The organism is Aeribacillus sp. JST-2, assembly GCF_056032925.1.
Genome location: NZ_JBVVUU010000005.1, coordinates 122093 through 144766, shown reverse-complemented (window position 1 = coordinate 144766; position 22674 = coordinate 122093). Strand labels below are relative to the sequence as shown.

Sequence of the window (22674 nt, the reverse complement as noted above, 5' to 3'; positions counted from 1 at the left end):
ACAAAGAATCAATATCATCCGTTTACAATCGTGCCGCCGTTTACGTGAAGAATTTGCCCTGTCATATAAGTAGAATCGCCGCTAGCTAAATACACATAAGCAGGTGCAACTTCAACCGGCTGCCCCGGGCGCTTCAGCTTTGTATCGGCACCGAATGAAGCGACTTCTTGGCTGTCAAATGTAGAGGGAATTAGCGGTGTCCAAATGGGTCCCGGAGCGACGCCGTTGACACGAATGCCTTTAGGAGCCAATGATAAAGCAAGAGAACGGGTAAATGACACAATGGCGCCTTTTGTTGCCGAATAATCAATGAGCTGCTCATTGCCTTGATAAGCTGTGACAGACGTCGTATTAATGATGACGCTTCCTTGCTGCATATAGGGAAGAACTGCTTTTGTCATGAAAAAGAACGAAAAAATATTGGTTCGAAACGTTCGTTCCAGCTGTTCTGCTGTAATGAATTCAATTCCTTTCTGCGGATGCTGCTCGGCTGCATTGTTCACCAAAATATCCACTTTTCCAAATTGATCTTTTGCTTTCTTCACCGCTTGCTGGCAAAATGCTTCGTCGCCGAGATCGCCGGCTATTAAATGACATTTGCGCCCGAGTTGTTCAACATAGCCTTTCGTTTCCTTTGCGTCTTCATGCTCATTTAAGTAAATGATGGCCACATCGGCACCTTCTTTGGCAAACAGCACCGCAACCGCCCTCCCGATGCCGCTGTCGCCGCCGGTAATGATCGCTGTCTTTCCTTTAAGCTTTCCGCTGCCTTGATAAGAAGGATCATCGAAGATCGGTCTTGGATTCATAAACGATTCAATCCCCGGCTGCACATTTTGCTGCTGAGGCGGCAAAGAGTGTATCAAATTTTGCGGTTGAACCATAGAAACTCCTCCTAAAACAAGTAAGTATATAGTTAGTATGGGAAGTTGCCGGGATAATAAACAGAAATTGATTAACAGTATATTTTTAGAAAAAAATGATTTTTCAAAAAAACATTGATACAATAATCTTTTTTAAGGTTATATTTAGGTATAATAACAGTATTTGGTTATAAAATAAAATGGAGATTATTTGATATGACAATTGGAAAAGCGAACCGGTAATAACAAAATGGCTTTTGGGTGATGAAATGTTAATAATAAAGCGGCTTAAATGGAAATTAATGATAAGATGGAGAAATAAATCGGAGAATATAAAACTGATTCCTGATAAATATTTAGAAGGAAAGACATTATTTTTATTGAGTATCTTAAAAGATATACTTATTTTTTCGATGAATCTCATCATTTTATATATTCTTTTTCAACTAATATCGCGAGATTATATCGAATAAAGATCATCGCAAATGGATTCAAAAAGGAATATTTTTTTAATAAGCCCATTTGACGGGGACGGAAATGTGACGGCTTGTATGGATGTTTCAGAAGATCAAAAAGAAGCGCTTGTAGGTTACTATCTAGTGATGGCAAAAACAAATCACGGATATTCCCGCATTCTGTTAAAAGGGTTAAATGGCAATTTTGAATATGAAAGAAAAGGAGTCGAAAACACATTTTTCGGCGATGAACTGATGAACGTCGGCACTCAGCTGACGAACGATATCTTTGATGCCCGCTTCGGGGTCAATGAATCGGGCGATTTTTCTTCAAAACTCTTTAAGCTCAAAGCAAAAGAATGATAGAAACCGGGGCGCCTGCCTCGGTTTTTTCATCAGAGCCTCAAATACTTCCCCTTACACCCAGAAGGAGTGATGGATTTTTCCCGCAGGCTGGGGCATGGATCGGGGAAGAGTTAAATTACCCAAAGTGGACAAAATCCGGGCAATTTGCAAAATGCGAACGGTATTTACGGATTTTAGGTTGAAGTCATGAGTTTTGCTAATTGGCAACGATTGTTGCTTCGCCTTGTGGATGATCATGTAAGTGAATGATTTTGTTGCATACTGTGTCAAAATCATTGCTATGGTCTATAATGATAAAAATGGAATTTGATGAGCTGCTTTCAATTAATTTCTTTATCTTTTCTTTACCGCTAAAATCCATATGAGAAATTGCTTCATCAAACATAATTATGTTTGCCCCTTTTAAAAGGGCTCTGGCAATAGCAATTCTTTGAATTTGGCCTCCTGATAAATTTTTTCCGTTTTCCCCAACTAATGTATTTTCTTTATCAGGCAATTTTTCTATAATATCATCTAAACCAGTCGTTCTCAGCACTTCCATATAAGTATTCGAATCAACGTTTTCTACACCATATTTAATATTGTTTTCAATTGTATCGTTAAATAAATATATTTTTTGCGATACGATGCCAATGTTTTTCCGAAGCGATTTTTTATCTATGTCATCAATCGGTATTCCATTTATTAGAACTTGTCCTTTTCCTTTTTGCACGTTATATAATCCCATTAATATTCTAAGTATTGTTGTTTTGCCGGTTCCATTTTTCCCCTTTATTAAAAGCTTATCAGCAGGGGCTAGCGAAAAACTTACATTATTCAAGATATATGGCTGGTCTTCTTTATACCTAAAAGATACACCTTTAAACTCAATGCTCTTAATATCATTTATTTTGACTTTATTCTGTTCCTCGTCTTCTCCTATTTGTTCAATAAATATATGGAGCCTTTTTAAACTTACTAATGCCGGCTGGATCGTTAGAACAGTAGCCGATATATTTTGAATTGGTGAATACAGTCTGGGAAGATAGTTCATAAATACCATATATCCGCCTATTGTCATACTATTTATTATGACATCTTTTCCACCCATAACGATTAATAAAACAGAAGACAGTGAACCAACCAAAACAATTAATTCCATACCAATTGAATAAAAGATTGATTGTTTAATATTGGCATCCACTAGATCTTTAGCTGCTAAATTGATTTTTTCTGTTTCCTTATCCTCTACCGAGAGATTTTTGACTTCTTCGATACCCTGTACTGACTGCTGTATTTTGTTGTTTAAAACGGCACTTTTTTCAGCTGTTTCAGTAGATATACGAAATATTGAAGACAAGAATTTGTTTGAAATGATGTAATATGCAGGCATTAGCAGACATAAAATTAATGTTAATTGGAAATTGATTGCTGCCAGAATAATAAGGGTAGCAAACAGTTCAAAAAAACTTAGCAAAATTTTAAATGTGTTGGCAGAAAACAATCCCCCTATATTATTTACCTCATTTAATCTTGATGTAATATATCCGCTGGGGTAAAAATTGAAAAACTCCATAGGCAGTTTCAGCAGTCTTGTTGATATATTTTGCCGAAGATTCAATACTATATTCTGGCTTACTTTTGTAAAAACTACATTGGAAAAATAGTTGATCATACTCTTAATTACATATATTAATGCAAGTATTGCACTGAATAAAAGAACATAGTGATAATCTTTTTTTGCTATTCCAAAATCAAAAATATTCTTAATGATTAATCCTGGAAGTACAGTGATTGCAGAAAGAACAACTAATAAAAGAAAAGCTATGGACAAACTCTTTTTAAATTCTCTTAAATAGCTAAACAATAATTTTACGCTGTTGTTCATATATATCGCCCCGGTTTAGTTAGTAGAGGTAACCGTTGATTTTTCTATTTTATTGCAATAGACCATTCCATCAATCCTTTTGGAATTAAAATAATCTAGCGCACGACAATCAAAGCAAAATAAATTTCTCTCACAATTTGAACAATGTTGAATTTTCGTTTTAGACATCTCCCAAAAAATTTTGTATTCTTTTCTGCGGAAAGCTTCCCAAAGTTTCTCTTTTTTTAAATCTCCCAACTCATAATCCCTTATCATCATGCAAGGATAAATTTTGCCGTCAGAGGATATAAAGATTTGGCCGTATAAACAGTTGTTATATTTTTTTAAATAGGGAACTGAATTCAAATTGATAGGAATTTCTCTATTTTCAGGGTTCATCATTTCAGCTATTCTGCTAATAGAGTAATATTTATTTGTAGGATATATATAGATATTTTGGTAATTTCTCTTTCCAAATTTTGATTGAATCTCTTCAAAAGAAGAATCATCTAAAGAAGAGACTATTATTGAAACAGTATGTGGTATTTTGTGTGTATCAATTATTCTAAAAGTTTCCTGAATACGTTCAAAAGAGCCGTCAACTTGGGTGATTTTTTCATATTGTTTATTTTTGGAACTGAAAATTTGCAAAGCTAATGAAACATTTTGATCTTTTAAGAACAGGCCAATATCGTTATTTATTAAAGTGCCATTTGTAAAAATGGTAACGTTGATTTTGTGTTTAAAAAGATAATTTAGCAGTTCTTTTAATAAATGCCATTTTAAAAATGGTTCTCCTCCTGTTATAAAGCATTCCTGTATCCCTAGTTTTATGCTTTGATCAATTATATGCTTCCACTCATTGAAATTCATCTCTTCTTTGGCCGGCCATTTTTTACATCCGCATGATCTGTAGATTACATTTTCTTCGGTACAAAATAAACACTTTAAATTACACGTCCCGGTTAACTCAATTACCAATCGATTTAGTCTAAAAGGGATTAATTTATCGTATTTTAATGTAGCAATTCTACTTGTTTTTATTTTTTCCAAGTATACACCATCACGATAATAAGCACCTAAATCATGTTCCAATAAATAATCTATTAATTTATCAGGAATGTTTTCTTTATCCTGTTCGTTATTATTTAATGATTCTATAGCTTCGGCATCAGTTTTATTAAATTGAAATTTCTTTCCGCTTATTAAGTGATAAAGTACCGCCCCTTCATTTCCCTTCAAAAATATGACTTCCGGATGAAGTTTAAAGTTCATACGTTTCCTCTCCTTATTCTCTAATCTCTTGAAATATTCCCGGATTATTTTCTAAAATAGAGTAGTATGTAGAGAAAGAATTTATAATTCCTTCTCTAAAGTTTTTGCAAAAAGTGTCTTTTAATTGAAATCCTTGTCCGTCAGTTTCAGTTATTACATAGCAAATGTTGCAAATATTATTTAAATTACAATTTTTGCATCCTGCTAAAGCAGAGAAAAAATTATTCATGTAATTAGCTTGCTTAGTTGGATCCAAGCCGGTTTCTATATTTCCAACAGGATAATGAGGATTAATTTTTTCGCACATATGAAAATTTCCATCACTATCTACAGCCAATTTATGGATTCCAGGCAGGCAAGTACCTCTTAACTCATTATTGCTATAAGCAGTATTCATCATAGGATCGAAGATGATGCTTTTAAGAATTGTTTTGGAAAAGTTAGTTGCTTTCTTTTCAAACTGTTTATCTTTCGCTCTTTCAATGAGTCCTTTGATAAAATCTTTTCTTCTTTCTAAATAGGATTGCTCCAACTGGACACCTTTATAGTACTCAGTATTTATATTACTTACCCTGTTTACTCGCTGAATCCGCTTATCCAGTTCAGGATGCTCCATAAAGTATTTATCTAATTTACTAAAATTTGTTAAATTATCATAAGTTATTAATATTCCATAAGGTAGTACCGGTTTATTTAGTCTCACTTTTTCCCGATATATATCATCCATTAAAGCCAGATTTTTAAAAACTCTGTCAAACGTTCCCTTTTCATTGATTGTAACCCGGTTTCTATCATGATTTTCCTTATCACCGTCTAAACTTACAGAAATAGAAAAATTTTTATCAAACATATAATTGATTTTGTCTTCAGTTAATAAATATGCATTGGTTGTTATTGAAAAGAAAATATTGTCAAATACCTTTTTGTAATTATCGTTGGTGTACTCAACAACCTGTTTTATAAGTTTCCAGTTTATTAAAGGCTCTCCCCCATAAAATCCAATGGATATACTTAAATTGGGGTTGTATTGGATACTTTTAATATTTACATTCATATAGTAATCAATAGCGGATTTTGCGGTTTGAAAATCCATACGTTTATTTGAAAAATTCTTTGAGTAAAAATAATGATCAGAGTAAATACAATATTTGCATCTGAAATTGCAAGCATCGGTAACAATTAAGCATAGATGCGATATTCCCTCTGTCAGTAATTTTTCTTTAATAAATTGTTCAGTGATTTTTGGCAATTGAAAATCTGATTGAAAGAGGTTATATTTTACAATTTTATGAAGCAATTCATTTAGATTATTTTTTTTGAAGTCTTCTTCATGAATGGTGTCACCTATCTTAATTTCCGACAAAAAGTTTTTTTCTGATTTATTTACTGGAATAACTATTCTCGTACTGTTGTCATAGCAATAATTACCTTTTTCGGTATCAAATAATAATGGTTCAGTTAAAAATTTAATCATTTCACTTCCTCCTCACTTATTTAAAAGTACCAAGAGCCACAAAATGCGTCATGGCTCTTGGCCTATTAAGATATTAAGCTTTAAAGAAGCGTGCTTCCCCTGCTGCAAACCCTAATACGTCTGCGATCGGTGAGACTGTGTCAGCTGCACATGCAGCACCGCATGTTGCGATGCATTTCACCTGACAGAATAAGGTTGCCATTGTCATCCTCCTTTCTATTTTAACGTTAACCCTGTTGCAACCATCTTAGGGAAGAAAGTGAAGAGGCCTCTCTACAAAAAATTATAAATGATGAACTCCATTAATTTACAAAAAAAATTTTACATATTTTTGAATTTTCTAACTATATGGGAGGCTATTAAAAAGGTCAATCTGACAGGGCATGAAAACAAGAAAATGATGGAATTATCCGGCGGAATGAGAAAACTGGTGGGAATCGCACAGCTGTTAATGAGAAAGCCGTCGATCTTAATTTTTGATGAACCGACAGCGGGATTGGACATTGAAGAGCGGATTCGCTTCCGCAATTTGCTAAAAAACCTTGGTTTGGAGCATATCGTCATCATTTCGTCGCATATTGTTGAAGATATTGAGTTTTTATGGACAAAGATCGGTGGTTATAAAAAGTGGAAACGTCCTATTTGAAGGAACGCCAGCCGAGCTGAAAGCCCATGCGGAAAGATATGTATGGGAATATCGTGTCTCGCCGAATGAATTGGATACCATCATGGCGGAAAATGAAGTGATTCAGCTTCTCGAAGAGGGAGACGGCGTGAATGTACGGGTGTTTGCGAAAAAAGAGGAAGAAGGGGCCGCGACGTTCCGAAAACGACAAATCGAAAACGAGCCGGTGTTTGGGCAAATCAAGCACAACCAGCAATTTCAGCGCTTTTTGTTAAGAGGGCTCCCAAAAATTACATTGGAATGGGGGCTTATTTGTGCTGCCACAATTTGAGAAAGTGGGCGGCCACAACCGATCCAACAAAGAAAAAACGGGAGAAAATTCAGAAATAAGGAGAAATTCTCGTTTTAAAAAAGGAATAAATAACCAAATAGTAAAGAAAAGAAACAGGCTGTCCCCAAAAGGTCGGTTTGACGACCTTTTGAGACAGCCCCATATGCATCCGAAAATAGCTTGCCCTTAACGGCGAGACGAAATATTAAAGGACATTAAAATATCGTGCTTCAGGGTGTGAGACGACGAAGGCAGAGACGGATGCTTCCGGCTCCATCATAAAGCCTTCCGTCAGCTGGATGCCGATTTTTTCAGGCTTTAACAGCTTAAACAGCTTCGCTTGATCTTCTAAGTCTGGACAAGCCGGATAGCCAAACGAATAGCGCTGACCTTGATATTTTGCCGCAAACCGTTCCTGCATTGTGAAGTCAAGCGGATCAGGAAAGCCCCATCGGTCGCGGATCAGCTGGTGCGTTCGCTCGGCAAGACCTTCTGCCAGCTCCAGCGCCAATGCTTGAATTGCATGGCTCCGGAAAAATTGACCGCTTTTTTTAAACTGCATGGCGATGTTGCGAATGTCTTTTCCGGCAGTTACGGCAAATAGGGCAATATAATCGTGCGGTGTTTCACTTGACCGTTCGCTCACATAGTCGGCAATGCATAAAAACGGCGGCTTTTCCTGCCGAGGAAATGTAAACGTTTCGATGACTTTATCTTTTGCAGCCGGATCTAAAATGTGAATGGAGTTTCCTTCCCGATAGGCCGGGAAAAATTGATAAATCGCAGAAGGATGGAACCAGCCCTTTTCTTTTCCTAAACGCAGCAATTCATCTATTTCATTTTTGAGTTCGACTGCTTTTTCCTGTTTTTCCTGAAGCATCCGCTTGACATTGCCTTTTAAACCGAGATGGTGCCCCAAAAGCATTTGCATGTTCACATACGGGACGATTTGGGCAATGTCAATGTTTTGAAGAATGTGCGGATTGCAGTCAGCTGGATGATATACGGTCGGTTTGGACACAGATGATTTTTTTTCAATGATCATAACAGGTTTGGCGCTTTTCTTTCTTTCCTGTTTTTCCTCGACAGCAACCGCTTTTTTCTTAAGGAAAGCATCCGGATTTTCCCTCAATTTATTGGCAAGCGACAACCCCTCCATCGCATCTTTCGCATATAACACAGGGCCGTCATATTCCGGTGATATTTTTTGATCGGTAAATTTGCGTGATAAGGCAGCACCGCCGACTAAAATCGGAATCGAAATATTGGCTGTCTTTAAGTCTTGTGCTGTTAACACCATTTGCTGGGCTGATTTGACGAGCAGTCCGGAAAGACCGATAATATCAGGCTTTTCATCATTGACCGCTTCAATCAGCTGCTGTGGTGCCACTTTAATGCCTAAATCCACAACGCGGTAGCCGTTGTTGGAAAGAATAATGTCAACTAAATTTTTGCCGATGTCATGGACATCGCCTTTTACTGTCGCTAAAATGACTTTCCCTTTGCCGCTGTCATCTTTTTTTTCCATATACGGCTCTAAAAAGGCGACAGATGCTTTCATCACTTCCGCACTTTGAAGCACTTCAGCAACAATCAGCTGGTTGTCGTTAAACAGTTCGCCGACAATTTCCATTCCTTTCATTAACGGCCCGTTGATGATATCGAGCGGATCATCATATTTTTCCAATGCCAGCTGCAAGTCTTCGATCAACCCTTGCTTTGTTCCTTCCACAACGTATTGTGCGAGCCGTTCTTCCAAGGTTAATTCTGTTTTCGGTTTTTTTTCTTCTTTCTTTTTGTCGCGGTAAAAGTTCGTAAATTCTGCGAGTGTTTGATCATTTGTTTCAAATAATAAGTTTTCAGCCAGCTTGCGCTCTTCTTCAGGGATCGAAGCGTACCGCTCTAATTTTTCCGTATTGACGATCGCATAATCAAGCCCTGCTTGTGTGCAATGGTATAAAAAAACGGCGTTTAATATTTCCCTGCCGACCGGCGGAAGCCCAAAGGAAACATTGCTGATCCCGAGAATGGTTAAACAGCCGGGAAGATGTTCTTTAATTAAACGGATCCCTTCGATCGTTTCTTGGGCAGATCCGATATATTGCTCATCTCCTGTGCCGACAGGGAAGACGAGCGGGTCAAAAATAATGTCGCTTGGACTTATACCGTGTTGATTAACTAAAATGTCATGAGACCGCTTGGCAATCTCCAATTTTCGCTCCGCAGTCAGAGCCATTCCGTCTTCATCGATTGTTCCGACGACAACAGCGGCACCGAATTGTTTCACAAGCGGGAGCACTTCTTCAAACCGTTCTAAGCCGTCCTCTAAATTGATCGAGTTGATGATCGCTTTCCCTTGTGAGTATTCGAGCGCTTTTCTGATGACATTGACGTCGGTCGAGTCAATGACAAGCGGTGCTTTTACTTTTTTCACCACTTCGCGGATGAAGTTTTCCATGTCTTCGAGTTCGTTGCGATCCGGATCGGCGAGACAGACATCGATAACGTGGGCGCCGTTTTTCACTTGGGCGCGGGCGATTTCCGCCGCCTCTTCAAATTTTCCTTCCGCAATGAGGCGCTTAAATTTGCGCGAACCGATGACGTTTGTGCGTTCACCGACAAACAGCGGGCGCATTGATTCATCGTAGCGAAGCGGTTCGATCCCGGAAACAGTATGTTGGTTTTGTTTTTTTATAATCGTTCTCGGTTTCAAGCCTTTCATTTCTTCCTTTATTGCGCGAATATGGTCGGGTGTCGTTCCGCAGCAGCCGCCGACCATATTAAGCCAGCCTCTTTCCGCAAACCCTCTTATTTTTTTGGCTAAAGATTTCGGTGATTCATGGTAGCGACCTTCTTCATCAGGCAGTCCGGCATTCGGATAACAGCTGACAGCGGTATTGGCGATTTCTGACAATGTGCGGATGTGGTCAGTCATGAATTCCGGCCCTGTCGCACAATTTAAGCCGACTGCAATTGGATTCATATGTTCAGCTGAAATGTAAAAAGCTTCAATATCTTGACCGGCAAGAGTTGTTCCCATCGGTTCTATCGTTCCGGACAGCATGATCGGCACTTCTTTCTTGAGCTTTTGAAAAGCTCGTTGAATTCCTAAATAACCTGCTTTAACATTGAGCATATCTTGGCTTGTTTCAAGGAGAAGTACATCAACGCCCCCCTCTAACAACGCTTCCGCTTGGACTTGATAAGCTTCTGCCAATTGTTGAAATGTGACGCCGCCTGTAACGGAGAGCGTTTTAGTCGTTGGCCCCATTGATCCTGCCACAAAACGAGGCCAATCCGGTGTTGAATATTTTTCTGCCGCACGTTTTGCAAGCTCCGCTGCTTTTTTGTTTATCTCAAAAGCGAGGTGCCCTAAGTTGTATTCGTCGAGGACAATGCTTGTGCCGCCGAACGTATTTGTTTCGATAATGTCGGCGCCAGCTTCAAGGTACGCTTCATGGATGCCGACAATTGTTTCAGGGGAAGTAATGTTTAAATATTCGTTGCATCCTTCATACTCTTCGCCGCCAAAATCTTCGGCCGATAAACCGGCAGCCTGAATCATTGTTCCCATGGCCCCATCAAGGATGAGGATTTTTTTCTCCAGTTGTTCTTTCAAGTTATACATGGGAAATCTTCCTTTCACGTTTCGCCTTTTCTTTTTCGTGGATGTATTCGATCAGTTCAACCGTCATTTCATAGTGTAAAAATGGCGTGATTAAATAAATGCCGTTAAACAGATCGAAAGCTGTGTCAATGAGCGATTTTGCGATTGACAGCCCTTCCTGTTTCGCTTTTTCTTGATCATCCCCGGCCTTTTTCATCGTTTCGCGAATCGAATCAGACAGTTTGATGCCGGGCACCTCGTTATGGATAAATTCGGCGTTGCGGCTGCTTGTGAGCGGCATAATGCCTAGATAAATCGGTACATTTAAATGTTTTGTCGCCTCAAAAATGTCTTCAATCAGTTTTTCGGAGTAGACAGGCTGTGTAATGAAATAATCGGCCCCGCAGCTGATTTTTTTCTCAAGTCTCGAAACGGCGCGTTCAAGATGGCGTACATTCGGATTAAAAGCGGCGGCGACGGTAAAGTTCGTCTTTTCCCCAAGAGACTTTCCGGAATAGGACAGTCCCTCATTAAATTGTTTAATTAAACTGATTAAATCGAACGATGATAAATCAAAAACAGAGGTTGCACCAGGAAAATCGCCGATTTTGGACGGATCGCCGGTAACCGCTAAAATATCATGCAAACCGAGTGTGTGCAAGCCCATCAGATGAGATTGCAGGCCGATCAGGTTTCTGTCTCGGCAAGTCAAATGAACGAGCGGTCTGATTCGATAACGGCTTTTTAAAATTTGGGCGCATGCCAGATTGCTGATTCTTGGCGTGGCAAGGGAATTATCTGCCAGCGTAATCGCGTCAATACCGGCTTTTTTCAAAGCTTTTGCTCCCATTAAAAATTTATCAATGCCGAGCGTTTTGGGCGGATCTAATTCAACAATAACAGATCGTCTTTCTTTTACAATCTCCGGAAGTTTTGTTTCCGCAAGCGGTTTTGCAGGGGAAAGAATAATATCGACATCAGGTTGTTTTACTTTTTTTTCCGCCACCGGAGAAAGGTGCGACACCGCTTCAGCCATTGCCCGAATATGTTTTGGCGCTGTGCCGCAGCAACCGCCAAGCAGCCGGACGCCTTGCTCTCGGAATTGCAGAGCTGCTTCAAAGAAATAGTGTTCATCCGATTCATAAACTAATCTTCCATTTTCATAACTCGGCAAGCTGCCGTTTGGAAAAGCGGATAAAAAAGCTTTTTCCGGAATCGGTACTTCTTCCAACGATTTCAGCATATGATAAGGGCCTAACCGGCAATTGAGCCCGACTATATCAGCTCCAAGTTCTTCAAGCATTTTTAAGCCGTCTGCTAGTCTTGTCCCGTTTTGAAAAACCCCCTCTTCGTGCAATGAAACGTTTGTAATGATCGGCAAATCCGTCTCTTTTCTCGCTATTTGCAAAACGGTTTTCAGTTCTTCCAGATCGTAATAAGTTTCCAAAATAAGGCCGTCTATCTCTTCAGATAAAAGGACATAAAGTTGATCTTGAAAGCTCTTTGTAATATCCGGTAAAGAATAGGCGCTTTTTTGAAAAGAGCGGATGCCGCCGATTGTTCCAATGACATAAGTTTTGTCAGTTGCATTTTTTGCCGCTTCTTTCGCAAGTTCGACACCTTTTTGATTGATCTGCTGCATTTCATCTTCCAAACCGTATCTTGAAAGCTTTAATAGATTGGCGCTGTATGTATTTGTTTGAATGACACGCGCGCCAGCTTCAATATAAGTTGTATGAATTTGTTTAATTTCGTCCGGTTTGGAGAGATTCAGTTCATCAAAACATCGGTCAATACCATAAGAATACAGAAGAGTCCCCATTGCTCCATCAGCAATTAATATATGATGTTTTAAATCTTGCAAAAGCCCCATAAAAAAGTTCCTCCAATCATGAAATCAATCGCAGAAGGAGGTGTTGCTCTAATAAAAAGAAAAAGCCTTCTAAGAAGAAGACTTTTTGAGCAATTTCCCCTTCTTCTTATCTTTCGAGCGCACTTTGCGCATCGCTGGATTTAGCACCTTGGTACCCAATGTTTTCTACTGGGTAATCCGGTTGCTGAAGGTTCATCGGGCCAGTCCCTCCGCTTCTCTTGATAAGAATCATTTACATATTCAATTAGTTATATAGGATTAATCATAATGTAACGGATTCTATCAGAATAATCAATATAATTTTTTTATTTTTTCAAAAAAACTTCTGTTTTACGGGCAGGATCATTTAACGAAAATTGATGAATTGAACGTCAATCGGCAAGTCGGCGCTTTTTACCGCTGCGATCACTTTTTGCAAATCGTCTTTGTTTTTGCCGCTTACCCGGATTTGGTCGTCCTGGATTTGGCTTTTTACTTTTAGTCCGGTCTTTTTGATAAGAGCGTTTATTTTCTTGCCGTTTTCTTTGTCAATTCCGTTGACAAGTTTTGCTCTTTGTCTGACAGTGCCTCCGGCGGCCTTTTCGATTTTTCCGTACTGAATGTTTTTGGTGGCCACACCGCGCTTAATCATTTTCCCGATTAGAACATCTTTTAACTGATTCAGTTTAAACTCGTCATCGGAAATGAGGACAAGTTCATCTTTTTCCAGGGAAATATCGCTTTTCGATCCTTTAAAATCATACCTGTTAGCAATTTCTTTTTGCGCCATTTGAATGGAATTCGTCACTTCCGCAATATCCACTTTAGATACAATGTCAAATGAATTTTCCTTTGCCAACGTTTTACCTCCAAGCTATGTGATTTATATCAATTATAGTGAATCGGAGGCAGCTGAACAACATTTTTTAAGCTTTTCTGGCAGACGGTAAACCAATTTTCAACCAAGCTGACGAGGGCGGCGGCTGCCTCCTGTTCATCGGCGCCTTTTGCACATATCGAAAGTTTTTCGCCTTTTTTCAAGTTAAGGGTGAGCAGCCCTAGGAGGCTTTTGCCATCAACTGTTGTATCGTCCTTTTTCACGGTAATCGTTGATTCAAATCGGTTCGCTTGTTTGACAAAAACATTGGCGTAGCACTTGTTGAACGCTATATCATTTTGGAAAATGGACGTTTTCTCAATCATTTTTTCACCTCATCATGATTGATATGTTGTTAGGAGGCAAATGTTGCCGACAGTTTCCATCATTTTAAAATTGAATGGATTTTTGCTGCGGAAGTTGTTTCAGAACATTTTGGGGAGAGAAAGGCTTGCAAATTTTTTATTGCTTCCAATGAATCGTCGCCTTCAGCAACAATGCGCACTCGACCTTCTAAAAAAGCGGCAAAACCGAGCATGCTTAGAATGCTTTTGGCATTTAACTGAAATTTTTTTGTGCGGAACAGAATGTAGCTGTTATACTTGACGGCTTCGTGGACAAGGGAAATAACATATTCCGGATCCATTTCTTCCGTAAGATATATGGAAATTTCATGTTTCTCCATTTTTGACACCTCTTACATTTACGTTTTTACAGATATCTTACATAGAGGCAAATGAGAATTCCATTTGTTCGTCATTTCTTCTTCCAAACAAAGAATAGGTTTGAAATTTTGACTGTTGCAAAGACTATGAAGTTTATGAAAGGTTATTTGGACAAAATGTTTTAAAGACTTTAAAAAAATCGGTTGTCTATGTAAGCACTTTTTGGGTTTTATGCGGCTCTCTTCCGCCAACCAGCTAAAAATAGACTGTCCGCTAAACGGACAGCCTATCCCCTTCCGTTACTCGGAATCTCCGATCGGACGGACAATTCGAATTTCGGCCGTAACAAGACGGTGTTCTGTCTGTGGAACACCACCCGGATTTTTTCCCCATACAGAAGGCAATACAAAAGATGTGATTTGTTCGTTTGTAGCGCCGTTTAGGGAATCCACCCTGATTTGAAATTCAACTTCAGCTTCGTCTTTTACATCGAAGGAAAAAAAGTCGGAAGACAACGGAGGAATATAAAATGTTGGATTGGCTATACGGCTTTTTCCGCCGTTCAAGGAAAAGACTCTAACTTTGCCGGTTGCGGTATCCTTTGGACTGTTGTTTAATATTTTGACAATAAATTGTCTTGTGTTGGATCCATCTAATTCAATAGGTCCTGTTGAATATAAAACTGCTATGTTCATCACCCCCTTATTTTGAATTACTAACACTATATGAAAGCTTGTTTGCATTGGAAGGGTATATAAACGAAGGAAAAGACACATTTTCATTCGATGATCAAGAGAAGATAAATGTGTGATCGGTTGAGCTGAAAAATCGGATTACCTGTTGTGAGAAAATAACTAACGAATTTGTAATGGAGAATTTTCTTCTTTTCCGAAGACGACAAAACGTACAAACTTTTGTTAAGGAAAATGTTTTATAAATGTTATAATGGACGTAAAAAAAAGGAGGGACCATCATGCTGAAAAAAATGAATGTGGAAAGCTTTAACCTTGACCACACGAAAGTGAAAGCGCCTTATGTCCGTTTGGCAAGCGTTATTCAAGGTGAAAAAGGCGATGTCATTCATAAATACGACATCCGGGTGAAACAGCCCAACAAGGAACATATGGAAATGCCTGCTCTTCATTCCCTTGAGCATTTAATGGCCGAAAACATCCGCAACCATTTAGGTCATGTCGTTGATTTAAGCCCAATGGGCTGTCAAACGGGTTTCTATTTATCCGTATTAAATCATGAAGATTACGAAAGCATTTTGGAAGCGATTGAAAAAACATTGAAAGATGTGTTGGCGGCAGATGAAGTTCCGGCCTGCAATGAAGTGCAATGCGGCTGGGCGGCAAGCCACAGCCTTGAAGGGGCAAAGGAACTTGCTTCGGAAATGCTGGCAAAACGAAGTGAATGGAAGGAAGTTTTTGCAAAATAACGTCGTCTTTTTTTTAAATTGAAGCAGTAAGAAATCGGCCAATAAGCCGATTTCTTTTATTTAGAATTGAAAAATGCGAAGGGTTTTGGCTTTATGTGCGAATATTCGTTTCTTGCTTTGCTAACGCTTCCGCTTCGGCAAACGTCATGCGGTATGGAAACTTTTCAGCGTGTCGTGCGACCGTTTCTTTTCCTTGCTGAATAAAACGTTTCGATTTATTCCGTTTGCCCAAAGTTTAAAGCCCCCTTAATCGTTTTGACGCCACATAGCGTCCATGTTATGTTTCCCTCGCATTCCTGATCGTATTCTTGGAAATTTGCTTTACAGTGTCAACGCTTCTTTTAAAAATTTTGCCACCCCGTCTTCCTCATTTGTTAATGTTATTTCATCGGCAATTTCCTTAAGCGGTTCGATGGCGTTTCCCATGGCAACCCCTATTCCGGCATATTCAATCATTTCCACATCATTGTCTTCGTCTCCAAATGCAATGATTCGTTCTTTTGGGATGTTGTAATATTTTGCAATTTTCTCCAAGCCGACGGCTTTATTAATGCCATAACGGATGATTTCAATAACGTGCCAAGGGGCGGCCCAACTTCTATGGTCCACGACTTCAGCGTGGACGTCATTTAAATATTGGCGAATTTGCTGAATGTTGTGTTCATCGGAATGAATTAGAATGCTCGTTACATCTTGATTTAAAGTGGTTTTCAAGTTGCCGATTTCAATTGTTGGATTCCCCAAACTGAAAATATCAAGCCATTGTTCATCATGATAATGCAAAAAGACGTGATCAAGCACTTCGGCTAAAATGTTATGAACATGGAATGTTTCTGCAATTTCGACAATATCTTTCACAACATTGACATCCAGTGTTGTATGATATACTCCCCAGCCATCATCAAGAGGATGGTGGACAAAAGCGCCGTTAAAATTGACGATCGGGGTAGTTAAGTTTAATTCGTCATAGTACATTTTACTTGTTCGGAACGGTCTTCCCGTTGATATGCAAACGATATGGCCTTCATTTTGCGCATTTCTGAGAACTTCTTTCGTAAAAGGAGAAATGGTTTTATCATCTTTTAACAAAGTTCCGTCGAGATCCAGTGCGATTAAATGTTGTTTTGTCATAGCCACTCCTCATTTTTTTATTTATTATTAGTGTATCTTTTTTCCATCTTTGTTGTCTACATGTTAAACTAATTTTAGCGGAAATTAATGAAAGGAGCCCCGTTATGAAGGTTGTGGTAGAACACATGCAAACAGCCAATATTCCTGCCCTGCACGTTTACAGGGAAGAATTGGCGCAAAGGAGACTTCCCTTTGTTATATTTATCCACGGTTTTACAAATGCAAAGGAAGATAATTTGCATATTGCCTATCTTTTGGCAGAAAAAGGTTTTCGTGTCGTTTTGCCGGATGCGATCTACCATGGCGAACGTGATGAAAACCTTTCTGAGATGGAATTAGCCGTACGCTTTTGGCAAATTGTTTTGAATGTGATAAAAGAGCTTGAATGGCTGAAAAATGATTTTGCAGGAAAAGGATTAATTGATGAAAATAAAATTGGCGTCTTCGGAACTTCAATGGGCGGAATCGCCACGCTCGGGGCGCTCACTCAATATCCGTGGATTCAAGCTGCCGCCAGCCTGATGGGCAGTCCTAATTTTCAAGAATTTTTTCAATATTTGATCGACACTTATCGACAAGAAGGACACAATGTTCCTGTCACGGAGGAAGAAATCGAGGAACAGTTTAAAGCATTGTATGATTTTGATCTTTCACAGCATAAAGAAGCGCTGAACAACCGTCCGCTTTTCTTTTGGCATGGGATGAAAGATCAAGTAGTTCCTTTTCAGCCTACATACCGGTTTTATGAGGAAATTAAGCCGTTGTATGCAAAAAATCCAGAAAATCTGAAATTTTTTGTCGAAGAACAAGCAGGGCATAAAGTATCCCGAAAAGGGGTGTTGCTGGCCGTCAACTGGTTTGTAAAGCATTTAAAGTAGGAAATTTTTAAAATGACATGTAGTTCGTTATAATAAAAGTAATCATAAAAAAAGGAGTGTTTCCATATGGATGAAGCGCTAAAGGAAAATATTATGGGAGCTCTTGAACAGGTGATTGATCCGGAGCTTGGCTTGGACATTGTCAATTTAGGGTTAATATATGACTTGGAATTGGATGAAGAAGGGGTTCTGAAAGTAACGATGACTTTGACGGCAATGGGCTGTCCGCTTGCAGGTACGATTGTCCAACAAGTTAAAGCAGCGCTTGATGGCATTCCGGAAATAAAAGATGTCGATGTCAACATTGTTTGGAACCCGCCTTGGACAAAAGACCGCATGTCGCGATATGCCAAAATTGCATTGGGCATCCAATAAGGCAAGAGGCATTTGATAAGATAAGGAAAAGAACTGGCGAAAAAGCGCCAGTTCTTTTTTTTGACGGTGAAGCAGCTAATTGCATTTATGCATCAATCGCTGCATTAAAATCTCCCGCTGCTGTTTTTTGAATGTCGCTCAAAGCAGTAAATAGGCAAGAATACAGGTTTCATGGGATTTTTTATATCTTTTAAAATCAACGTGAAGTTTTGGCGGACGCAACGTGTATTGGCATGAAAGGCACTTTAAGCGTGATTTTTTTATAAAAATTATAAATATACAATTGATTTTATTTTTATACAGTATTATAATGGTAACTAATTTAACGCAGCGAATTGAAGGTGATGGACAATGAATATAGGCATTATTGGAGCAACGGGGTATGGCGGCGTTGAGCTTTACCGCATTTTAGCCAATCATCGATATGTTGAGAACATTCATTTATATACATCTTCGCAAGAAAAAAAGAGTTACATTGAAGAATATCCCCATTTGAATCATATAGACGGGGGAGAATTAAAACCGCTCATTCCGGAACAAGTGAAAGAAGAAAACGATGTTGTTTTTTTGGCGACGCCGTCAGGTATTTCGGCTTCCTTAACACCGAAGCTTATCAGCGATCATGTAAAGATCATTGATTTGTCCGGAGATTTAAGGTTGAAAAACGCAGCTGATTATGAACAGTGGTACAAAAAAGCGCCTGCACCGGATGAACTTTTGCAGGAAGCTGTTTACGGATTGACGGAGCTTAACCATGAAAAAATTAAAGGGGCAAAAGTTCTTGCAAATCCCGGCTGTTATCCGACGGCTACGCTGCTTGGGTTGGCTCCTCTTGCAAAAGAACGGATTGTCAAGCCCAATTCCATTATTGTTGATGCCAAATCAGGAGTATCAGGGGCGGGGCGAAGTGCTTCGCTTGCCACAAGCTTTGTGGAAATCCAAGACAACTTTAAAATTTATAAAGTGCACAAACATCAACATATTCCCGAAATTGAGCAAGAACTTCATCACTTGGATGAAAAAATTGGCTGTATTTCGTTCAGTACGCATTTGGTGCCAATGACAAGAGGGATCATGGCAACAATGTATATCGAATTATTGGAAGAATGGAATACTTCCAAATTGATAGATTTATATGAAACATTTTATGCCCATTCGCCATTTGTAAGAATTCGCAAAAATGGATCGTTCCCAAGCACGAAGGAAGTGTATGGCTCGAATTATTGCGACATCGGGCTCGATTTTGATAAACGAACCAATCGGTTGACGGTCGTTTCTGTCATTGACAATTTAATGAAAGGTGCTGCTGGCCAAGCGGTGCAAAACTTTAATGTAATGTCAGATTTTGCGGAAAATGAAGGATTAACTCTATTGCCTGTATATCCATAATCGTTTTTGAGGGGGACACCAAGTTGACGAAAACAGTGGATGCTTACGTGAAGAAAGTTGACAACGGATCGATTACGACGCCAAAAGGATTTTATGCAGGAGGATATGCAGCAGGCATCCGATATACCCATAAAAAAGATGTCGGCATCATTTACAGTTCGACTAAAGCGAATGCGGCAGCTGTATATACTCAAAACGCTTTTCAAGCAGCACCTATCCAAGCGACAAAAGACAGCATAGCAAAAGAAAGCAAAATACAAGCGGTCATTGTCAATAGCGGAAACGCCAATGCTTGCACGGGTGAAACAGGTTTGCAAGATGCGTTTATGATGCGTAAATTAACGGCCGAGAAACTGGGAGTTGCGGAACATCTCATTGCCGTAGCTTCAACAGGTGTCATCGGTGAATACTTGAATATGGAAAAAGTGGCTTTCGGCATTAAAAATATTGGCTACATAGCCTCAAAAGAGGGGGCAGATGACTTTCAAGAGGCGATCTTAACAACAGACACGTTTCCGAAGTCATCCTGTTATGAACTTGTGATTGATGGTAAGAAAGTCATCATTGCAGGAGCGGGGAAAGGATCCGGCATGATTCATCCGAACATGGCGACGATGCTTGGTTTTATCACAACGGATGCCAATGTGGAAGCGAAGGCCCTGCAAAATGTTTTGCGCGAGGTTATTGATGTGACGTTTAATCAAATAACGGTTGATGGAGATACATCAACAAATGATATGGTTCTCGTCATGGCGAATGGTGAGGCGGGGCATTCACCGCTTTCAGAAGACCATCCAGAATGGAAGGTGTTCAAAGAAGGCTTGAAAAAAGTTTGCGAAGATTTGGCAAAACAAATTGCCAAAGACGGTGAAGGGGCAACGAAACTCATCGAAGTGACAGTAAAAGGGGCCAAAACGAAAAAAGAAGCAAACATTATTGCCAAAACGATTGTCGGTTCGTCCCTTGTCAAAACGGCGGTTTATGGAAAAGATGCCAACTGGGGAAGAATTGTGTGTGCTGCTGGATACAGCGGGGCTGATATCGATCCGGATCGGATAACTGTTTATCTAGGACAGTTGCTTTTATTTCATAACGGATTGCCAGTTCCTTTTTCGGAGGAAGAGGCGAAAGAGTATTTATCCGGGGACGAAATTGCTATTACCGTTATTTTAAACAGCGGCGAAGCAGAAGGAAAAGCATGGGGATGTGATTTAACTTATGACTACGTCAAAATCAATGCCAGCTATCGAACTTGAGAAACCGATTGTTGTCATGAAACTCGGCGGAAGCATGCTTGAACAGTTATCGGACGATTTTATTGACAGTTTGAAGGAGCTTTTAGAAACAAAACATGTCATCATTGTACACGGCGGAGGCCCAGATATTAACGATATGCTGAACAAACTGAACATCAAAAGCGAATTTTACAACGGCATGCGTAAAACAACAAAAGAAGTGCTCGAAGTTGTCGAAATGATTCTTTCAGGAAAAGTTAATAAAACACTGACCACACGTTTACTGCAACGCCATTTGAACGCGCTCGGCCTTTCCGGTTGCGACGGCGCATTAATCACCGCCTCTTTTGTTGATAAAGAAAACCTTGGGTATGTCGGCAAAGCGGAGCATATCAATGACAAACTTTTAAAATCGATTTTAAACATAGGGTTTGTTCCGGTCATTTCACCGATCGGAATGACGGCAGACGGGAAAAAATTAAACATTAATGCCGATCTCGCCGCAGGTGCCATTGCTGAACAAGTAAAAGCTGAACAGCTCGTATTTGTGACGAATGTTCCCGGCATTTTGCATGAAGGTCAGCTTGTGGAAGAAGCAACGGAAACGATGATTAAGGAATGGATTGCTAGAGGTGTCATTTATGGCGGCATGATCCCGAAAGTGGAAGCAGCTTTATCCGCACTTTCTGATCAGCTTGAACATGTGATGATCGTAAACGGGCATGCCCGGATCTTACAGAACGGAAAAATGATTGGGACAAAATTGATAAAAAACCGAGAGGTCGTGGTCGAATGAGTTATTTATTTCCGACTTATGCGAAATGGAATGTGGAAATTGAAAAAGCGGAAGGCAGCTTCGTCTTTGATGCAGAAGGAAAAAAATATTTAGACTTTGTTACCGGTATTGCTGTTTGCAATTTAGGCCATTGTCCAAAGCAAGTAGCGGATGCCGTTAAAGAACAACTTGAAAAAGTTTGGCATGTTTCTAATTTATTCTATATTCCGCTGCAAGAAGAAGTTGCCAAACAATTGGTGGAGCATTCATGCGGCGATGCAGTGTTTTTCGCCAACAGCGGCGCAGAAGCGAACGAAGCGGCGATTAAACTTGCGAGAAAACATACAGGCAAACATAAAATCGTCACCTTTTACAAATCATTTCACGGCAGAACATTTGCAACCATGACGGCCACAGCGCAAGAAAAAGTCCATAATGGCTTTGGACCTCTTGTGCCGACATTTGAATATTTGCCTTACAATGACCCGGATGCGGTCGCAAAGCTTCAAGGGGATGACATCGCCGCCATCATGCTTGAAGTCGTGCAAGGAGAAGGTGGAGTGATTCCGGCGAAGTTAGAATTTTTACAAGCGGTGGAAGCAAAATGCAAAGAACTTGAAGCCCTTTTCATTATCGATGAGGTGCAAACAGGCATCGGCCGCACTGGTAAAGCATTTGCCTATCAACATTACGGCCTTTCCCCGGACATCATTACAGTCGCAAAAGGATTAGGAAGCGGTTTTCCAGTCGGCGCCATGATCGGGAAAAAAGAGCTGATCAACAGCTTTTCGGCGGGCAGCCACGGATCAACGTTTGGCGGCAATTATTTAGCGATGGCAGCTGCAAAAGCAACGCTCGACACAATATTTGATCCAAGCTTTTTAAAAGGCGTCGAAGAAAAAGGAAACAGGCTGTTTTATGGGTTAACGGAATGTTTGCGGGATGCGCCGATTGTCAAATCGATCCGCGGCTTAGGGTTGCTGCTGGGAGTTGAATTAAATACAAATGTCAATGACGTACTGGCTCCATTGCGGCAAAATGGTTTTTTAGCGCTGCCGGCAGGATCTAACGTTTTAAGGCTGCTGCCGCCGCTTACGGTGGCAAACGATGAAATCGACTTGGCTCTTGACATTTTGTCATCGGTCATGAAAAAGGATACAGCCTACTCTTTGTAAAAGAGAAAGAGCATGCATTGTTTGCGCCATTCATTGTAT

21 protein-coding genes, 2 pseudogenes and 1 riboswitch are annotated in these 22674 nt (G+C 39.8%); of the genes and pseudogenes, 10 read left to right on the top strand and 13 right to left on the bottom strand.

Annotated features, from left to right (window positions below):
- Positions 1-14: 14 nt before the first annotated feature.
- Positions 15-884: an SDR family oxidoreductase gene (locus AC0KTX_RS04775; protein WP_474251093.1), complete on the bottom strand. Its 870-nt coding sequence runs from the start codon at positions 882-884 to the stop codon at positions 15-17.
- Positions 885-1348: 464 nt separating this feature from the next.
- On the opposite strand from AC0KTX_RS04775, the gene AC0KTX_RS04770 reads away from it, so the two are divergent.
- Positions 1349-1681: a GH36 C-terminal domain-containing protein gene (locus AC0KTX_RS04770; protein WP_474251092.1), complete on the top strand. Its 333-nt coding sequence runs from the start codon at positions 1349-1351 to the stop codon at positions 1679-1681.
- A gap of 199 nt (positions 1682-1880) precedes the next feature.
- Here the strand turns inward: AC0KTX_RS04770 and AC0KTX_RS04765 are convergent, their stop codons facing one another.
- From AC0KTX_RS04765 to AC0KTX_RS04750, 4 genes are all read right to left on the bottom strand, one after another.
- Positions 1881-3551, bottom strand: coding sequence for an ABC transporter ATP-binding protein (locus AC0KTX_RS04765; RefSeq protein WP_474251091.1), 1671 nt, complete (start codon positions 3549-3551; stop codon positions 1881-1883).
- Positions 3552-3566: 15 nt separating this feature from the next.
- Positions 3567-4805: a radical SAM protein gene (locus AC0KTX_RS04760; protein WP_474251090.1), complete on the bottom strand. Its 1239-nt coding sequence runs from the start codon at positions 4803-4805 to the stop codon at positions 3567-3569.
- A gap of 13 nt (positions 4806-4818) precedes the next feature.
- Positions 4819-6279: a radical SAM protein gene (locus AC0KTX_RS04755; RefSeq protein WP_474251089.1), complete on the bottom strand. Its 1461-nt coding sequence runs from the start codon at positions 6277-6279 to the stop codon at positions 4819-4821.
- Positions 6280-6352: 73 nt separating this feature from the next.
- Positions 6353-6481, bottom strand: a complete 129-nt coding sequence (locus AC0KTX_RS04750; protein ID WP_158640141.1) for a huazacin family RiPP peptide — start codon at positions 6479-6481, stop codon at positions 6353-6355.
- A gap of 144 nt (positions 6482-6625) precedes the next feature.
- Here AC0KTX_RS04750 and AC0KTX_RS04745 point away from each other — a divergent pair.
- Positions 6626-7079 (top strand): annotated as a pseudogene (locus tag AC0KTX_RS04745) (ATP-binding cassette domain-containing protein); the annotation flags it as partial.
- Positions 7080-7082: 3 nt separating this feature from the next.
- A pseudogene (locus AC0KTX_RS04740) lies at positions 7083-7294 on the top strand (transposase); the annotation flags it as partial.
- A 146-nt stretch (positions 7295-7440) separates the two neighbouring features.
- Here the strand turns inward: AC0KTX_RS04740 and metH are convergent.
- The 6 genes from metH to AC0KTX_RS04710 form a co-directional block, all read right to left on the bottom strand.
- Positions 7441-10863 (bottom strand): methionine synthase, encoded by a 3423-nt coding sequence (gene metH / locus AC0KTX_RS04735; RefSeq protein WP_474251088.1) that lies wholly within the window; start codon positions 10861-10863, stop codon positions 7441-7443.
- On the bottom strand, positions 10856-12715 hold the full coding sequence (locus tag AC0KTX_RS04730; protein WP_474251087.1) for a bifunctional homocysteine S-methyltransferase/methylenetetrahydrofolate reductase: 1860 nt from the start codon (positions 12713-12715) through the stop codon (positions 10856-10858). The genes metH and AC0KTX_RS04730 overlap by 8 nt, the downstream gene beginning before the upstream one ends.
- A 103-nt stretch (positions 12716-12818) precedes the next feature.
- A riboswitch (SAM riboswitch) is annotated at positions 12819-12943 on the bottom strand.
- A 118-nt stretch (positions 12944-13061) separates the two neighbouring features.
- On the bottom strand, positions 13062-13553 hold the full coding sequence (locus tag AC0KTX_RS04725; protein ID WP_474251086.1) for a YajQ family cyclic di-GMP-binding protein: 492 nt from the start codon (positions 13551-13553) through the stop codon (positions 13062-13064).
- A 29-nt stretch (positions 13554-13582) separates the two neighbouring features.
- A complete protein-coding gene (locus AC0KTX_RS04720) occupies positions 13583-13897 on the bottom strand; it encodes an HPr family phosphocarrier protein (protein WP_474251085.1) in 315 nt (104 codons plus the stop codon).
- A 59-nt stretch (positions 13898-13956) separates the two neighbouring features.
- Entirely contained in the window at positions 13957-14256 is a 300-nt protein-coding gene (locus tag AC0KTX_RS04715; RefSeq protein WP_474251084.1) for an HPr family phosphocarrier protein, read from the bottom strand.
- Between the two features lie 279 nt (positions 14257-14535).
- Positions 14536-14931, bottom strand: coding sequence for a hypothetical protein (locus tag AC0KTX_RS04710; protein WP_474251083.1), 396 nt, complete (start codon positions 14929-14931; stop codon positions 14536-14538).
- 278 nt (positions 14932-15209) lie between these two features.
- On the opposite strand from AC0KTX_RS04710, the gene AC0KTX_RS04705 reads away from it, so the two are divergent.
- A complete protein-coding gene (locus tag AC0KTX_RS04705) occupies positions 15210-15677 on the top strand; it encodes an S-ribosylhomocysteine lyase (RefSeq protein WP_474251082.1) in 468 nt (155 codons plus the stop codon).
- A 91-nt stretch (positions 15678-15768) separates the two neighbouring features.
- Here AC0KTX_RS04705 and AC0KTX_RS04700 read toward each other — a convergent pair whose 3' ends face one another.
- Positions 15769-15909: a hypothetical protein gene (locus tag AC0KTX_RS04700; RefSeq protein WP_474251081.1), complete on the bottom strand. Its 141-nt coding sequence runs from the start codon at positions 15907-15909 to the stop codon at positions 15769-15771.
- Between the two features lie 89 nt (positions 15910-15998).
- Positions 15999-16808, bottom strand: coding sequence for a Cof-type HAD-IIB family hydrolase (locus AC0KTX_RS04695; RefSeq protein ID WP_474251080.1), 810 nt, complete (start codon positions 16806-16808; stop codon positions 15999-16001).
- Positions 16809-16912: 104 nt separating this feature from the next.
- On the opposite strand from AC0KTX_RS04695, the gene AC0KTX_RS04690 reads away from it, so the two are divergent.
- From AC0KTX_RS04690 to AC0KTX_RS04665, 6 genes are all read left to right on the top strand, one after another.
- Entirely contained in the window at positions 16913-17686 is a 774-nt protein-coding gene (locus AC0KTX_RS04690; RefSeq protein ID WP_474251079.1) for an alpha/beta fold hydrolase, read from the top strand.
- Positions 17687-17752: 66 nt separating this feature from the next.
- The gene (locus tag AC0KTX_RS04685) at positions 17753-18061 is read left to right on the top strand and encodes a metal-sulfur cluster assembly factor (protein WP_474251078.1); all 309 of its coding nucleotides are present in this window, start codon (positions 17753-17755) and stop codon (positions 18059-18061) included.
- 351 nt (positions 18062-18412) lie between these two features.
- Complete coding sequence (argC, locus tag AC0KTX_RS04680; RefSeq protein ID WP_474251077.1) at positions 18413-19450, top strand: N-acetyl-gamma-glutamyl-phosphate reductase; 1038 nt, start codon at positions 18413-18415, stop codon at positions 19448-19450.
- Between the two features lie 23 nt (positions 19451-19473).
- Positions 19474-20706: a bifunctional ornithine acetyltransferase/N-acetylglutamate synthase gene (gene argJ / locus AC0KTX_RS04675; protein ID WP_474251076.1), complete on the top strand. Its 1233-nt coding sequence runs from the start codon at positions 19474-19476 to the stop codon at positions 20704-20706.
- Entirely contained in the window at positions 20669-21481 is an 813-nt protein-coding gene (argB, locus tag AC0KTX_RS04670; protein WP_474251075.1) for an acetylglutamate kinase, read from the top strand. The genes argJ and argB overlap by 38 nt, the downstream gene beginning before the upstream one ends.
- On the top strand, positions 21478-22635 hold the full coding sequence (locus tag AC0KTX_RS04665; protein WP_474251074.1) for an acetylornithine transaminase: 1158 nt from the start codon (positions 21478-21480) through the stop codon (positions 22633-22635). Before argB ends, AC0KTX_RS04665 begins: the two co-directional genes overlap by 4 nt.
- Positions 22636-22674 lie beyond the last annotated feature (39 nt).